Below are 16,415 nucleotides of genomic sequence, written 5' to 3'. Positions count from 1 at the left end.
CCCACTCCCCTTAGAAACTTTCCTACAAATGGACAATTTCTATATCTGAATCTGGGAATTCTCTCTTAATGAACTCTGCCACCAATCTCCTATGGCAATTCTCTGGAGACCCGATAGCTACACTAGCTATTTAGGGAAGCTCGTCAGAGACAAAAAAATACCGAAGACTCGTTTGCACTTTCTTCGGCATTATCATGCGACATGGCTGTACGAAAATGATGTACTAGATCATTTAGCAGCCGAGCGCCTTGGACACGATATTAAAGTTTTAAAAGGAATCTATCAGCATCTTGGAGTTAAAAAGAAAGATGAGATCAATAGAAAAATCATCGAGCTCCAACAAGAAGAAAGCAGATATAACTAAGAGCATGATACAAAAATAGACCATTCATCATGGTCTATTTTTTTGGTCGGCATTTGGTCAACATTTGCAGTTTGACCTGCCTACCTTAAAAGGCTGAAAGCCTTGATATTACTGGTCGGAGCGACACGATTTGAACGTGCGACCTCTACCACCCCAAAGACACGGCGCAACTTGTTATACCTTAGCTTATTCTGTTAAAACCCTTTAATACCAAGGGTTTCAGGCATCGGTCATACCGGTGCTTTTTCTTATTTTGTTATGCTTTATTACCTATTATTACCCTCGTTGCATTAACGGTTGCATTAATTTTTAGAAGCTGTTTGTCACCCTGTGGAGCAGTTGAATGTTGTTAGTTAAGTAATGCAGGCCGACGGTAGCGTCTACTTTTGCAATTCTTTAAAAAGCAATTCAAATTCTTTAATATAACGACCAGAAATTCTTTCGGCAATTTCCGCCGCCATGTCTTCCTTATACATGTGTGAAGTCATATTTCTGTCATTCAACATAAGTAGCCAGTTTTTTTCATCACTAATAAGTTTTTGAGCATATGCCTCTTTGATCACTGCTTTTGGAGAATTAATATCTATCATTCCAGTATCTTCCAGGTACACTTTAGTAGTTTTCCAAGCAAGCTCATAGGTAAACTCAAATCTCTGAATAAACCCATCACGGACCACATCACTAACACCTTGCGTGTTAAACTCTTTATCTGCTTCTTTCAGCCTTTGAAGTGCATTATTAAAATTACTGAGTTTAGCTTCCAGCTTACTCATAAAGGATTACACCGTCCCTCTTAATACTTTCCATCAGTTCATCTGTAAAGTTTTCTTGGACAAAGATGATATCAATTTTTTTGAGAGTCTCAATTTCATCAATATCATCCCGAAGACGGGCTTTATCTAACGCAGACAAATGATTTTCAAAAATTGCTATATCATAATCACTAACTGGTGAATTATCCCCTCTAGCACGTGAACCGAATAGAACAACCTTCTCAACTTTATATTGCAGGGAAATATCTTTTATACTTTCAAGAACTCTATCCATTTTTCATAACTCCACTTCGCAGATATTTCTTAATGCACACATTCACACGAAAATATCTCCAATTATTGGTATTCCTAGCATAACATGCAGTACTGTAATTTGTCCATGCTCATTATTAAATCATACCATTAGGTTTTGTCTCATCTCATTTTTAATCTACTTCCCATTTTCTTCTATTTCATGTTGAATGATCGCATCTCTGAAGCGAGGAACCGCACCTTTACAATACATTACCTCTACAAAATCAATTTATTTGATATTTTTCTCTTGCTCCATCCAAGACCTTGTGCCCAGACCTTATAATCACTTCGTTCTTCTTTGTCTTCACCTTCATAAATCTCCGTCAGGAATCTTATAAAGCCACCCAGTCCTCCTACATCATCTAAAACATTTACTCCGTCCTTATGAAGGCATACAGGCTTATGCTTTGTCAATACTGTCGCTTCAGCATCTAATAGTTCATCCTTTGAAATAAAACCCTTTAGAAGTAATTCACTGCAATCCTTTTCCTTAGTAATGGTTACCGTCCAATCATCTCCAAAATCATAATTGTAGATTAGTTTATGTGTTACTGGAAAGATACCATGATTACTAACATCATCATCCTTGAAAGCTAGAACCTTTGCTACTTCAAGTCGTTCAAGCAAGCTCTCTGTTCCACACTCCATAGAAATGGAACTATCCATTTCTTCCAAAGTTAATTCAATAAGTGGTGCTATTTTTATAATTCGTGGTTTTGCTTCATCCTTTCCCTTGCTCCTATTCCTATAATCACGAAAAGACTCCTTAACCTCAAGCATTGGAAACCGCTCAATTAATTGTTTAATGTCATTTTGAGCCCATTCCAAATCTTCCGTAATACCACGGAAGAAGTATGGTCCTGTATACTTTTTCTTAAGCCAAGTTTTTATGCTCCCACTTTGGTAGTCATCATCCCAAAAAATATCATGCTCACACTCACCGGGAGGCTGAAAAAGTATACCCACTAAATCAGCCCACCCTTTTACAGTTCCACCTGTTAGTCTGTCATAGATTTCCCCAGGTAGAACAAATCTGCGCAAATGGGAATTCTGCCATCCAAATAATCTTTGTATAGCATAGTGCAAATTATGAAGAGGCATATCTGATGGAATTAAAATATTTCTGATGATTGATTCTCCTGTTAATGATTCTCCGTATTTGCGCAGAATCGCTTTTTCTGCGTCATCCAAATGATCGCTTTTTAATTCCAGATGAAGATGTACAGTTTCAAACGTCCTTATGTTGTTATCGCATTTGTTTGTCATAAATTGTTCCTCTCTCATCGACAAATTTCTTTTCTCATCTTTATGTATTGCTCTTTTTACAAACTTTTCACGGGCAATAATAATTCTTTTTCTATATACTTTACTCTTCTTAGCATCGATTGTTAGTTCCGGACCAGCGTATAGATTTTTTTCATATGGCAAAAATGCAGTAACTCTATTTGTTGAAGCATTCAATTCAGTAGCAATTTCTGAAATACTCTTACCTAAACTCCTTCTTTTTCCAACCTCCTGACTAAACTCCGTTTTATATTCCCCTAATGTAATAAGAATTTTTCTAACCTTTGCATATGAAATTTTCAGTTCATCAGCTGTCTTCTGCAAAGAAGCGGTTTTTATATAAGAATTTAATACTTCCTGCATAAATGCTAATGTTGTTATTGTTTCTTTCAGTATTTTCTACCCCTCTCATAAAATAGTGTCAATACACGTACGCAGGATAAGTTTACCCTATATTTTAATTAGTGTCAATACACGGTTAATATTTAATAAATTTTGTCTTACCGCGGGAAAACGTCAAGCTTATTTGAACTTAATCAGTACTTATTGAAGTAAGTACTTTGATAAAAAAACTGCCGGTCGAAGTCTCCTTAAACCCGACCGGCGTTTTTCATAAACTTTGTACATGGATTCTTGGGCTTATAATCTATCGGCATTAGATCTTGCAGATTCCACTCAATAACGTTGATCTATGTATCCATCCGGGAATCTCCTTGTGGATCTGCTCGTCCCTACCTGCTGCTTATTATCTCCCTCGGCTTCCAAAGTTGCTTAAAGCCTGGCTTTAGCTATTTCATCCTGCAGAGCTGGTAGGCGGCTGTGACTCTCCCTAACTTTTCGCAAATAGAAGAAATCAACTCCTTTCTGTTTAAGATATTGTTCTTCAGAGCATCCCCGAATACAATCCCATAATGTAAAATACAACGAATCTAGCTTTACACCAAAAATGATCCTAGACCCTTTCATCACGATTCAAATACTTCATTTGGATTTCGACTATATCACCTGTCTTTTTGTTCAGGTAACAGTTCCATCCATCCACGAAACAATCCAGTCGGTTGACAATTTCTTTCAAGCTGACGGGCGCCATTTTATTGAAGGAACACTGATGTTAGCTGCCACAATAGTCTACAATCGCGAATGCCAAAAGAGCCCCTCGCTTGTTAAATGCGAAAGGGCTCTCGCCGAATTGTCACTTGCATAGTCCTCGTGAATTGTTTTGGTATTGTGCGGGGGACGTACCCTTGAACACCTTCTCTGTATTCTTGCCTCAAGCATGTTAATGAAGCAACCGTATATCATCCTTCGACAAGCCGGTTATTTCAGCTACTTCATCAAAACTCATGCCTTTCAGTAGTAGCTTTTTGGCAGTTGCCTTTTTTTCTTCATCGCGGCCTTCCACTCGACCCTCGTCTTTTGCTTCTTCTTCCAATGCTCGTAAAACTTTGCTCATCCTTAACACCTCCAAAATTTTTCGTGTATATTCTCGATCAATAAAGTTATCAGAGATTGCAATTACACAACCTGTCAAAAATGTCTTTTGATTTTCATCAAGAATCATGCCAGCCAATTCGATTGTCTCAACCGCCCGCTCTTGCTTAGAGTGTGAACTCTTCATCAGAGGTAGAAACGCCAATTGCATTCGTTCCAATTCATCTAAACTTGTACCGTTGCGAATTTTTAGTCCCAATGCCTCAAAAAGCTGATCACCGTCATACCGATCCATGAAAATACCCTTAGCTCGATATTCAATAGATCCACAGTTTAAGACCTCAGGAGCGTCCGTAATTCCTGCTCCGTACACGACATACGTATGAATCATCTTATGTCGCTTTCGGTACAGGGCCACGTCGTACTCCAAAAACCGCCCCAATTCCTCAGGTCCCTGGGTGCTCTGAAATTCCAAGTGCAAATAACTATCATCAGCCAAATAAAAGACAAAGTCCATCGTTTTCTCTTGGACCGTTATGGTTGATAGATTGGCTGGCTCCGCCCGGACAATGGGTGCTGTATTAATATCATAGAAGTCTAAGACTCGGTTCGCAAATATCTCTGTCAAAGATTTAAAGATAATATCTTTGTGGTGATACGGTATTTCAGTCGTCCCCAAGTTTGCTATCCCTCTCTTCTTCTTCTACATACAATAACATTATCTTTTTAACTACCTATGTTACTAAGCTTCACTTTTGGTGGCTGTCGAGAAAACAACCCCGCTCTCATATTATACCAAATTATCGTTTGACTTTCAGCACAAAACTAAAATTTCCTCACCAGCAGCTCAACCTCTCATCATTCAGAGTCTGTAAACCTCCTATGTAACACTGCTAATGGCATTCTATGCACTCCTAATGGTCTCTCTTGATTTTTTTGTTACGGTGTTCATAATCTGCATCAATCCCTGCTTTCCAGCTATCAGCAATGGGTCTGTTGGCCCGAATTTCACTGACAACCTGGCTAACTGCCTCGTAATTCAGCCTCGTACCCTCACCATCTGCATGATAGTTCGCAGCTCTATCAGCACTGATCCCAACCCTTTCAGCTGCAGAGATGGCATCAATATTGGCTCCCAAGAAAATGACTTCCCAGCCGTATTTTTCTTTCTGGCGTCCAACCATTTTCTTGATCGCTCCAGGGGTGTACTCACGACTGGCATTTTCCATTCCATCGGTTGTGATCACCAATATTACCTTATCCGCTCGTTGGTCCTCGCTGGTATGCTTCTGTACATTGCCAATCTTATGAATGGTCTTTCCGATAGCATCGAGTAGTGCCGTGCTACCGCCAACATAGTATTCTTTCTCTGTAATCGGGCGGATGCCCTTAATGTTAATTCGATCATGGAGAAGTTCGTAGTTGTCATCGAACAGTACCGTCGTGACAATGGCTTCCCCAGGCTCTTTCTGCTGTCTACTAAGCATAGCATTGTAGCCACCGATGGTGTCGCTCTCTAGCCCTGACATAGAACCGCTCTTATCCAGGATAAAGACCAATTCAGTTATGTTTGTTGTCATTTTGTTATCCCCTTTTCTTCATTGATGATTAAAGGATAACAAAGTGAGAAGGCTAATAGGTCGCTTTAAGAACGACAATAAAGGCATATGAAAGAAAATAACAAGTCAAAGATGCAATGGATATTTTGCGTCAGACAAGGAGGTGTGTTTACCTCATAGCGGGCTATTAGGTGAACATGCCGACGCAGTATTACGTAAAATAGACTTGCAGACTGACTGGTTATTTTTTTGAATGTGCCTAACCTCCGATCAAAACTTGGTCAAAAGCAAACAAGGCTTCGTTGACCTCAAATATGTTGTAATTGCCTTCGTCGATGAAGTACTCGATGATGAGATCAAACTTGTTGCTACGCGACAAAGTGTAGCCGGCCTTTCCCAGTAGATCATGGGTTTCGTCCAAATTCAGCTCGAGAGCAATGGCAAAAGCTATGGCTGTAACCCTGCTGGGATTATACCCCTTTCCACTGCGGATTTTGGAAAACAGCTTACGGTCAATATTGGCTCGCTTATAGGTTTCTACATCGGTCAGGCCCTTTTCATCAATGAGCCGCAGCAGCCTTTGAGGAAACGACTCCTCCAATTGTTCTAGCACATCCTCTAAACGCCTTTTCCCTTGCGGCAGGGCTGGGGCGGAGGGGCAATAAACACTTGGCTCGCAAATCGTTTGTAGTTCTTCAAGTTGCTGATATTCATAAGCCTCGATCACTCTGTCTCTGGCTCGATGCTGGTGTTCTTCCACGTAGTTATCGTCAATGTATCGTTCTATGGCCGAAAAAAGCTTGGTGCTCAGCCTAAAGGCTTTCTTATCATAGACCACCAAATGAACGTTCATCTCATGGTTTAAGAGGAATTCGCTGATTGCAGAAATGGCAATCTGTAGCGCCTGGTCTTTCGGGTACCCATAGATCCCGGAAGATATCAGGGGAAAGGCGATGGATTCGCACCCCTGCTGCAAGGCCAGGGTTAGTGAGTTGGTATAGCAGTTATGTAACAGCTGTGCTTCTCCTGAACTGCCACCACGCCAAATCGGTCCGACTGTATGGATAATGTGCTGGGCAGGCAGGCTATAGCCACTTGTCATAACTGCCTCGCCAACTTGGCACGTTCCGATGCTGTCGCATTCCGCTTGGAGCTTTTCAGCCCCGGCGGCAGAGAAAATTGCTCCACATACCCCACCGCCCATTTTCAGGGCTGTATTTGCGGCGTTGACAATTGCATCAACGGATATCTTTGTTATATCGTTTCGGATTATTTCCATTGGCATAAGTGGGGGTTCTCCTTTCAAGGATTACTAGGTCGAATACAAAATCCGTTCTGCTGTGCTACTTGGTTTGCATGTATACCATTCCAAGTGATTTTCGTTATGTTTGATCGTACCTGAAAAGCCTTATTATCTAAACTCATCCTCAAAAAGGTTTAAGGTTCTTTCAACTTTCTGAAAATCTATAAATCTGCTTTCTCTAAATATCTCTCGGCCTTCATGTATCATCAGAATCGTCGGTACTATAAAAATCAACAATTGCCCTGCGATTTCCATATGCTCATCGATATCTATTTTTACAACCTTGATCGGATGACCATCAACTAGATTCAGCAGTTTTGGGAAAACAGCATGGCAAACATTACAGTCTCGGGAGCTGAAATAAAGAATAAACAGTTTTTCTTCTGCCATGAGCTGTTTAAGTTGATCATATGATTGAACAAAAATAACAGATTCGATGCTCATAATAATCGTTTTTCCCCTCTATTACAACTGCCTTAACTGCTCTCGATATTGCCTTAATTCGCCTTCATCAAAATCATCCATAGTATCCTTCAGCACTTTAAGCATCTTAGGTCTGTCTTCGGGGATTTTACCGACCACGGGAGTTGCCATTGATACATGATTAGCAAAGACTTTGGTGTTTGTTTCCAGATGTTCAATGAAGTATGTTAATTCTTGAACTCGTTCGAATTCGGTGGCTTCGAGAAATTCGCCCTTGAGTTTTTGTTCATATAACACTGTACCAGGTATTAGGGTTAAGGAAGTTATCCCTATACTTTTTGGTTTTAATTGATTAAAAAATTTGGCCGTTTCAAGGGCACTAATTTCTCCTTTACCATGACCAGCTAAGCCATTCAAATAAATTGCATGATAGGCGATTCCAGCTTCCTCTAATCGTTTACATTGTAAAACCGCTTCGTCGGCGGTATTTCCTTTAAGGATTCGAGTTAACGTCTCATCATGACCGGTTTCAATCCCGATATACAATTGATTAATCCCCAAAGAACGCAGTGCCTTGAGTTCTTCTGGTGTCTTTGTTTGGATATTGGTTATCCGGGCATACATGGAAATTGTTTCACAGTTCGGCAGGTATTCTTTGGTTTTTTCGGCGATTCTCTTTAGTTGTACAAAGCTTAAAACAAAAGGATCACCACCGACAAGGTAGACCCTATTCGCATCAGGGCGCAGGTCACGAACCTCTCTCAAATCCACCTCTATTTGCTCTATTGGCTCGATGCGAAATGGTACTTCCTTATACATACTGCAAAATGTACAACTGTCATGTGAACATCCCGCTGTAACTTGTAATAGTACGGTTTTAGACTCAGCAGGTGGTCTATAGATCGTACCTGTATAATGCATTTCAACCAACTCCCCTTTAGTTTTCTAAAGTATCATAGCTTTTCTTTTCATTATAAACCATCACTCCAAATTATAAGAGCATGGCTAGACTGTCAGAAAGCAGACAAGGGGAGAACAGACAGGAGGACAAGGATTTGTCTTCTCTCGCGCTTTCCTTGACATTTCATGTAAGCTCAGTAAATTTATATCAAATCTTCAACTCCCAGACAAGTCCCTGTCCCCCTGTCTTCCCGAATTTCCCGTCCGACAATCAGAAACGGAATCTTTATACTAAAAGGATTTATTCAGTTAAGATAAGCCCTAGTTTAGTAAATCGATTACTATAGACCGAAATCCCTATTGACCTTCATTTCGGGTAAACTAAATCCTTCCAGCCCTCGTAAATCATAACCATGGCTAAGGTATCCAACTCACAATACTTCAACAATGCTTTCTCTATTTCCGTACGTTCATAGTCCGACATCTCTTCGAATTGCATTCGAGCATACGCTGTTAACGCAGCCCCTCCATCACGCAACTCATCACTATCGCTCAACACTGCGAAGTCCTTTTCCGAAATATCCTGAAACATATTAGGCAATAATTTATAGGGATCAAGGACCCTGTCTTCGACGTACTCAATCCATTTCCAGTTCCTATAATTCAAACTAGGAATACCGCCATCGGCGCCATAAATAGGGTTGGCGTATTTTTCTTGTAGGAATCGTGAACTATTCAAAATTGCTGGCAAAACCTGCTTAATGGAATTCGAGCCCTTCGTGGCTGGATCATAATAATAGTGCTTAACAAGTTCGCACATATCGATCATATTGCGGGGCCCTGCCACCCACTCTTTACTCTTTTTTACTGGTGTTGTAATGGTGCGAATAAAGCTACAGAGCTCCTCTCTATCGGGAATATCCTCTTGGTCTTCCCTCAGTTGTCGATAAATCATGTTTAAGTAAGTGTTTTCATGCGCAGCATACCGGAAAATGCTCCCTTGATCCTGGTCTAATTCGTTTTTCAGATTTCTGAGAAAATCGTAGTTGGGGAATACTCCGGGTGCCGTGTTAAGATATTGGCCGCGATGTTCAATCTGCCCGTCTTTGTGCACGACATGGTGGGAAAACTGAAAGGCAATGCCTTCATAAGGGCGTCTGCCTTTATTGAAGGGAATCGCAACCATGGAGGTTTCAAAATCTATAAAATGCAACGGATAAACCCACGCACTCATCTCACGATATAGATTTTCGGAATCGATCCAATGGGTCGCGTCATGGCTTTGAGCTTTTGTTACTTGCAACCATTGCCTTGCACTAGATGATATACCCAGATTGTCATCATCTTTTGGCGAAATATCCTCTTGGCAAATGTCCGATAGTTTGATACGTCCTTCATTGATTAATTGAACCTTATTCTTCTTTTGGAAGTTCCAGATTTCGAAGATGGTCGAATCCTTAAAATCCTCGTCTGTCCAGTTTAGACTTTCCTTCCAGCACTCATGAAAACCGCATTTTAGGCCGACCTCCCTCTCTTGGTCCGTCGCTTTGAATTCGCAATGAGAGCAACCAGTAGAAGGCAGTGAAACTATTTTTTCGTCTCTGACATAATAGTTTGCCAATAAATTCACATGTTCAGCGAAACTCATTGGGTTCAGACCAACACTGATCTCTTCTGAATAGATTAAGTCACAGCTGGCATCGACCTTGACCTTGACAAGAATCTGTTCGGTGAGATCTTCCTCCGATAGCGTTTGAGATACAGAGACACTTTTTCTCCCGTTTCTATCGTTGGTGATTTTAAATTTCTGATTAAGCCCGTCCGTTGGACATAGGGCATTTTTATTGGCCATCATCAGATATGCAGAAACTGTATACTCCGGAAAGGCACATCGGATGACATGTTTCTGAAAAGCAACATCTTCTAGATAGGGTTTCCACGATGAGGTAATTGATCTGCTTTTATTCAAAAAGGCTTCTTCCGAATCCGTGTCAACCGATTTCGCTTTGACCTCTACTAACTCGAGGTGGTTCTTATTCTTGATTAGAATATCAACTCGGATGAAAAGCGTTTCAAAGCGAACAGCCGCTTCATAGATGATAACCTGATCTTTCTTCAGCAAATCATTTGTCTGACGTAGTGCCTCGTCATAATCCAAGGTCTTAATATCATGACCGCCTGGAAAATAGCACTTGGCCAGTTCTCCGACTTGAAATCCTCCATCAGCCAAAGCGAGCAGAAACGTATCCTCTAGGTTTTGGTTAGCGTATTCGGATTTCCCCGTATAATAAAGTTTTGTTGGACATTCCAATCCCAATTTATATCGAGATTTGGTCAAATATCTGGGTCGCATAAATCAACCCCTCCCTCATCACCACTATACCAAAAGGCGAAGACAAATTGTTGTTACACTCAGGCTCACAGCTTCGAATTCAGCTTCAAGTTTCCTGCCGTGATATGTTCTAACATCTTTGAAATATTAAGTTAAAAATTTAGCTGAACAGAATACATTGTTTTCTATAAGTTCCTGTATAGTTCGGGGTAGCTTTGCCCATTTCTGAGCTGCTTTGAAATCCAGTACTGACATTACGCCACCTCTTTCCCTTTCAATACCTCTTAGGGAATTTGTTAAAAATCTTAAATATACGATATCACGCTCAAAGTAGTTCATTTCTGGATAGCCCTATTATCTACAACCATAAATAGTACTTTACTGTCAGTCTTGTCGATTTCCCTTTGGGTGGCGCAAAAATAATATCATACTCATAGTTAAGTTTCTTAGTCATTGCATCGCAAACCGTTGGAGTCGCATTTACAAGACCCAACTCCTTTTGTAAATCTCCCGCTCGTAAAATATAAGTCCTTTCTCCTGCTGCCTTCTTTTGCTGCAAAAGATTGTCTATATAGCGCCTTACTTCCGAGACTGACATATTTGAAGCTAAGGGCTTCTCCATTTTGGGCAAAACTGAAGTAGCCTTTTTCTTAATCGTCGTTAAATGCTTCGATTGCAACATCTGCCTAAATCTAAGACTATCCTTAATAAATCCTAACTCCTCGATTGTCAAAGGTTCCGCATCGAGTCCCTGGGTTAACCACAAACCACTCCGGCTAATTCTATCCACAGGGCTATATTTGCCGAGCCAGTTATCATCCGGATGAAAATTATCTGAACAGTTCAGGAGTGAAATCAATGCTTCTTCAATCCGCAGTCTAGCTTCTTTATTGTTAATGGGAAAGCATACAAAGGATATATTATTGTGCAAGTAATCACTAACGGCGTTTTCAATTTCCGCCTCTTTTGCTTTGTCGATGGTGGTGGCTGTGTTCTTTTTGTTGGACATATCCAGTGTCCAAAGATCGAGATATGGATCATTACTCTTACTGAGCAAAGCTTTGCCGACATTTTTCCTGAAAATGCTTCCGTCTTTATTTTGACTGATAAAATGGTCTTTTAATCGTGCCTTTAAGCGGCCCTCAGCCGTGTGAGTCCCCACTCTTACAATCCTATCGAGTTCCCCGTGTTTTTGACCCGTCTCGAACATTATGTAGATTCCATCTTCAAAGGGAATCTTAGCAATCATTTGATAATCCATTCTGGGCATCCTATTAAATAACAGGTGTACCGCTTTGCACAGATTTGTTTCACGCTCAAAGTCTATTAAACGTCGAAGTGCAGGTTGCCTTTCCCCTTGCCGTTTGCCTTCTAGAGGCAGGCAATAGTTTGTGATACTGGGTAATAAATATTTGCAATAATTATTGCCTGCCAGAATAACAAACTCATCCTTTTCTAGAGATACCTTGTCTTTTAGCTGTGCTAAAACGTTCTTGCTCCAGTCTTTCTTTTCATCCTCAGATTTATCTAAGAGTGTATCATTGTAGGGCGCTAAGACCTTATCTTTCGATACAAGTCCATATTTTGCAGAAAGTATGTAAATATCGTCTGCAACAATTTCCGCATAAGCATAGTCAATTCGAAACGTCGGGCTTTTGGAATATAGCTCAACAGCAGAACAATCGTAGTCTTCTTTTAGGCTTGTACATGATATTAACGCTATTCTTGACAATATCACACCTTCTTCTGTCCGTTCTGATTTTCCCCCGATAGTTTAGACCTTACCGTTTATTCAGCCTAACAAAATTTCCAAACGCCTTAACCAAGTTCATATCAGGGAAGCATTAGCAAAAAAACGAAAAATGTTCGTTCCAAGGCAAAGTCTCAGTTAAACGAATTCCCCTAGACTTTAATAGTCCAATATGTTCTGATGAAGGAACAATGAAGAACGACCTCAAGGTTCCTCGTTTGTAAAACAGCGCGTATATGCTATCAACACCGAGTTTTTCCTTTAATTGATCTAACCGTTCTTTCACCTGAACTTCAGCTGGGCCGCTTCGGCATAAATGATGATAGATAACCAAACTTTGTCCGCGCTTTACGAAGGGAACCAATTCTTCAAAGAATGTATATTTAGGCCCGGTCTTTTGATGGGATTTAACTGACTTTACCTCCAACCCGTTATCAGGATCGACAAAAATCACGTCGCAGCCCAACGTCGCTTCAAGTGCTTTGCTACACCAACTGTTCCTGTAAGTAATCCGTTCGTTTCGTGCAGCAGGACTATTGTTAGGCATGCCCTCATAACTGAGGGGCGTCTCATAAAAAACAGTCTTTGTTGGTAGCACATTGAACTCTTTAATTATCGAAACATCTCTTTTACCTGCCTTAATGATCTCAGATAATGAATCATAAAGAGCTGGATCACCGCTTCTAAAACGCTCTAGATTCGACGTTGTCTGTTCCAAATAACGAATGTGTTTTCCATCATCGTTGTGATTCTCATCGGGTAAAAGATACCAGACGACTCCCAAGGATAGGTCCAATTCGTTGTTATTTCCCATGCACAATGCTTTAAGTAGATGGTACTTGCCAAAATCCCCAATATCACCGACGTACCTGTTCTGCATTCTTCCACTCCTTCTTCTCTTCTCTACTCTTTCTACACGAATTGCTGGTTACTTAAGTTAACGAAAAAGGTCGCTTTTAATAATTCCCAATACCTTTTGTCTAAAGGGTTCAAAAGAAACTCCTTTACTTCCGTAGTACATGAAGTGGCGACAAGCCATGATTACTCCCGTTTTACCGTTAGAATAGTTGAATTCCAGCAACGGAGCATGTTGTTCCATTTCTTCTATTGACTGTTCAATATCAATTGTGTTAGGAGAAATCAATCCTCGACTAACAAAATTATCTATAGCCTGATCCACCGTTTTCTTGCCATGTAGAATTATCAAGCTTGGCTTAAATTCCGTGACCAGACTACAAAATATATCCTTACCTTTCTCTATCACAAACTTAGGTTCCTTTTTAAGTGCCTTTAGATTGGCAGTCGGGTATGGAATAACATCCGTTTCAAGAATCGATGCGTCTGTATAGTTAGAGAGCCAAGAAAAAAATGAATTCATACCGATTCGGGTACGAGAAACTTCATCCTTATCCTGGCTAATTCTACTCGCTTTGTAAAAATCCATAAAATCTTGGTAGTTTAGAAGAAGGTCAACGTACTTATCTATTTCCATGTCCTTTGGGAATATTGGAGTAGCTGGGTTAATACCGACAAAGAATATGTCTACCTTTGATAAATCACCCTTGCAGATAAACGGTCGATAATAGGCTTTGCCAAGTTCTGGTGCAAAACTCATTTGCTTCAGAGAATCAAATGTGACCACAGTTACCCCTCCCATCATTTCCATATTACATTGTATAAACGAAAATAGATCATCAAGTCTCTCATCCTCGAAATAGCTTATGTATTACAATAATTTCTGGTAGTTCTCATTTGCCATTTCGACCACCACCACCTTAACTTGATTATACCACCTCAGTTTGACAAATTATTGAAGAGAACATGAATTCTGGGTCATTGCTCATTTTAATGTCTTTTCATTGTGATACAATTAGTCCATAAAGTATGAATATTGTGCCATCTAACCAAAACACCATAAATCATATTCAATCCCCTTCGTTAGTTAACAAAATCCCCGTGACTTCACCCAAGCCTTTATACCAGTTTTTTGGGGGGCGCTCTTTCTTGAGAGGGATATCTTTTTTAGAAAAATTTTACATATTGTCCTAAATTCGAAGAATTTTCTTGGTTTACGATAAAACCGAAAGGAAGATGAATGATGAGCGCAAGCCTTTTCGATCCTTTGGAACAAAATACTGAAATAAACCTTTTTAGTGAGCCTTCGCGATCTGGTAATCGAATTGATGTCGTACAGATGGAGTTTGTCGAAGCAAAAAGTGTGCAGTGGCAGGATTTATTCAAAGGTTTTGATAAAATGTATGCCATCACCTATTCCTCTGGGATGAAGTTTATCTGTGATTTATTGGAGACTTTCCAATATGCCGAAGTTATCTTTGGGTTTGAGGATGTTATGACCTATAGTTTACAGGAAATCATGGCTCACCAATTGAAAACAATCGAACGATTGAGATCAACTTCGAGCAAATCGAAGATCGATTTGGTTGCCAAAATAGATAACGGTTCTTTGAAAATGTTTGTAGCTCGAAAAAAATTATCCCACGAAAAAATCTATCTGCTCGAATCTACTGATGGGAAAAAGCGTGTCATTACCGGCTCTGCCAATATGTCCTATTCCGCTTTCTCTGGAAAGCAAAGGGAAAACATTAGCTATATCGATGGAGATAAAGCCTTTGACTGGTATAAAAATAGTTTTAATGAATTAAAGGAAATGAGTTCTGATAATATCTCAATTCCTGCCCTAACAGTGGCAGATGATTCGGAGAAGGTCGACGAGATTCCGATTATGAAAACAATCCAATTGAAAAAGGCCTTGGTCATCGAACCTGACACAGAGTATAAAGACGATGTCAGATTCGTTCTTGATGTGAAAAACTTAGCCAACAAATTCACTCCATTTATGCCTAAACCCGATAAAAAAGGAAAACAGATCTTGTCTCCTGAGATTGTCGTTCAAACCAGGCGTAGACTGATTGGCGCTGCTGTGCAGGAAAAGGAATTACGGAGCCAACATCCGCAACTGTTCATAGATATTCCACTCATGCAGGTTACTCTTAATGATACTAAATTAGATTTAAGCCCGACCACAAAGGAAATCCGAAATGATGTGGATTTGTTTCTTGACTATATGGCCGGCTATCAAAAATTTCATGGTGATACCGAAGGGATGCAATCTAAATACTATGCTTTCGCCAACTGGTTTTTCACAACGCCATTTATGGCCATTATGCGGGATATGGCAGTGAAATATAACCAGAACCTCCTGCCCTACCCTGTTTTTGGTTTAGTGTATGGTCAGAGTAAAGCTGGGAAAACAACTTTTTTAGAAACACTATTAAAAATGATGATTGGACAGAAGACCAAAATCTCAGCTCCTGATTTTACACGATCAACGATTGATGGGTTAAAGAGAAATGTTCAGGGTGCTCCGATCATTGTAGATGACCTCACACAGGCACGATTCTCACAACACGCAATTGAGACGATAAAAAACGATGATTTCGGAGTGGTCGATAATATAACTACATATCCAGCCGTGGTAATCAGCGCCAACGAAGATGTAAAAGCTGTTGCAGCTGAGGTTGTACGGAGAACAGTCATTTGTCACGTTCAGGCCGGACTTAAAAATACCGAGCTCATGAGAACAAGTACTGTGAGACGTGTTCAAAGAAATATCGGAACAGCCTTTTACAGAGAGTATTTAAGGCGAATGATTGCGAAAATTCCCGAGTTGTTAGATGTCCTAAAGAATGATGAAGATCAAGAAGCTCCAGATATTTTGGAAGTATCTTCAAAAATCTTATATGAGATTATCTCGGAACACTCCACTGAGGTTCCAAACTATGTACGCATTCTGACCCTAGATGATTATTTTTCCGAAAAGGTAACCGGTTCCCAGGCGATTAAGAAAATCAAGACCGCCTGGCAAATCAATCGCAAGGCCTTTGATATTAGCAGAAAACATAATCAGCTTCGATTCAACTCATCCTTGACAGCAAAACGCCTCTAACTTGAATATTTGAAGACCTTAACCCGCATGAATAG

14 protein-coding genes are annotated in these 16,415 nt (G+C 40.2%); 2 read left to right on the top strand and 12 right to left on the bottom strand.

Annotation, left to right across the window (positions count from 1 at the left end):
* Positions 1-91: 91 nt before the first annotated feature.
* Positions 92-364, top strand: coding sequence for a site-specific integrase (locus ACYQ3Q_RS24105; protein WP_459930993.1), 273 nt, complete (start codon positions 92-94; stop codon positions 362-364).
* 380 nt (positions 365-744) lie between these two features.
* On the opposite strand, the gene ACYQ3Q_RS24100 is transcribed toward ACYQ3Q_RS24105, so the two are convergent.
* The 12 genes from ACYQ3Q_RS24100 to ACYQ3Q_RS24045 form a co-directional block, all read right to left on the bottom strand.
* On the bottom strand, positions 745-1,137 hold the full coding sequence (locus ACYQ3Q_RS24100) for a nucleotidyltransferase substrate binding protein (protein WP_459930992.1): 393 nt from the start codon (positions 1,135-1,137) through the stop codon (positions 745-747).
* Positions 1,130-1,411, bottom strand: a complete 282-nt coding sequence (locus ACYQ3Q_RS24095; protein ID WP_459930991.1) for a nucleotidyltransferase domain-containing protein — start codon at positions 1,409-1,411, stop codon at positions 1,130-1,132. Before ACYQ3Q_RS24095 ends, ACYQ3Q_RS24100 begins: the two co-directional genes overlap by 8 nt.
* 236 nt (positions 1,412-1,647) lie before the next feature.
* Positions 1,648-3,078 carry an IS1096 element passenger TnpR family protein gene (locus ACYQ3Q_RS24090; protein WP_459930990.1) on the bottom strand — a complete coding sequence of 477 codons (1,431 nt, stop codon included), beginning with the start codon at positions 3,076-3,078 and terminating at the stop codon, positions 1,648-1,650.
* A gap of 916 nt (positions 3,079-3,994) precedes the next feature.
* On the bottom strand, positions 3,995-4,825 hold the full coding sequence (locus tag ACYQ3Q_RS24085; RefSeq protein ID WP_459930989.1) for an RpnC/YadD family protein: 831 nt from the start codon (positions 4,823-4,825) through the stop codon (positions 3,995-3,997).
* A 235-nt stretch (positions 4,826-5,060) separates the two neighbouring features.
* Complete coding sequence (locus tag ACYQ3Q_RS24080) at positions 5,061-5,726, bottom strand: vWA domain-containing protein (protein ID WP_459930988.1); 666 nt, start codon at positions 5,724-5,726, stop codon at positions 5,061-5,063.
* Between the two features lie 238 nt (positions 5,727-5,964).
* The gene (locus ACYQ3Q_RS24075) at positions 5,965-6,990 is read right to left on the bottom strand and encodes a macro domain-containing protein (protein ID WP_459930987.1); all 1,026 of its coding nucleotides are present in this window, start codon (positions 6,988-6,990) and stop codon (positions 5,965-5,967) included.
* A gap of 126 nt (positions 6,991-7,116) precedes the next feature.
* The gene (locus ACYQ3Q_RS24070; RefSeq protein WP_459930986.1) at positions 7,117-7,452 is read right to left on the bottom strand and encodes a thioredoxin family protein; all 336 of its coding nucleotides are present in this window, start codon (positions 7,450-7,452) and stop codon (positions 7,117-7,119) included.
* Between the two features lie 21 nt (positions 7,453-7,473).
* Positions 7,474-8,352 carry a radical SAM protein gene (locus ACYQ3Q_RS24065; protein ID WP_459930985.1) on the bottom strand — a complete coding sequence of 293 codons (879 nt, stop codon included), beginning with the start codon at positions 8,350-8,352 and terminating at the stop codon, positions 7,474-7,476.
* A 346-nt stretch (positions 8,353-8,698) separates the two neighbouring features.
* Positions 8,699-10,684, bottom strand: a complete 1,986-nt coding sequence (locus ACYQ3Q_RS24060; RefSeq protein WP_459930984.1) for a DUF2779 domain-containing protein — start codon at positions 10,682-10,684, stop codon at positions 8,699-8,701.
* A 337-nt stretch (positions 10,685-11,021) separates the two neighbouring features.
* Positions 11,022-12,395 carry a DUF6884 domain-containing protein gene (locus ACYQ3Q_RS24055; RefSeq protein ID WP_459930983.1) on the bottom strand — a complete coding sequence of 458 codons (1,374 nt, stop codon included), beginning with the start codon at positions 12,393-12,395 and terminating at the stop codon, positions 11,022-11,024.
* 112 nt (positions 12,396-12,507) lie between these two features.
* Positions 12,508-13,293: a hypothetical protein gene (locus tag ACYQ3Q_RS24050; protein ID WP_459930982.1), complete on the bottom strand. Its 786-nt coding sequence runs from the start codon at positions 13,291-13,293 to the stop codon at positions 12,508-12,510.
* Between the two features lie 57 nt (positions 13,294-13,350).
* A complete protein-coding gene (locus ACYQ3Q_RS24045) occupies positions 13,351-14,055 on the bottom strand; it encodes a hypothetical protein (protein ID WP_459930981.1) in 705 nt (234 codons plus the stop codon).
* A 456-nt stretch (positions 14,056-14,511) separates the two neighbouring features.
* On the opposite strand from ACYQ3Q_RS24045, the gene ACYQ3Q_RS24040 reads away from it, so the two are divergent.
* Positions 14,512-16,380, top strand: a complete 1,869-nt coding sequence (locus tag ACYQ3Q_RS24040) for a restriction endonuclease PLD domain-containing protein (RefSeq protein ID WP_459930980.1) — start codon at positions 14,512-14,514, stop codon at positions 16,378-16,380.
* Positions 16,381-16,415 lie beyond the last annotated feature (35 nt).

This window comes from Desulfosporosinus burensis (assembly GCF_054657535.1).
The sequence above is the reverse complement of the archived record's forward strand: the minus strand, read 5'-3'. Positions and strand labels throughout refer to the sequence as shown.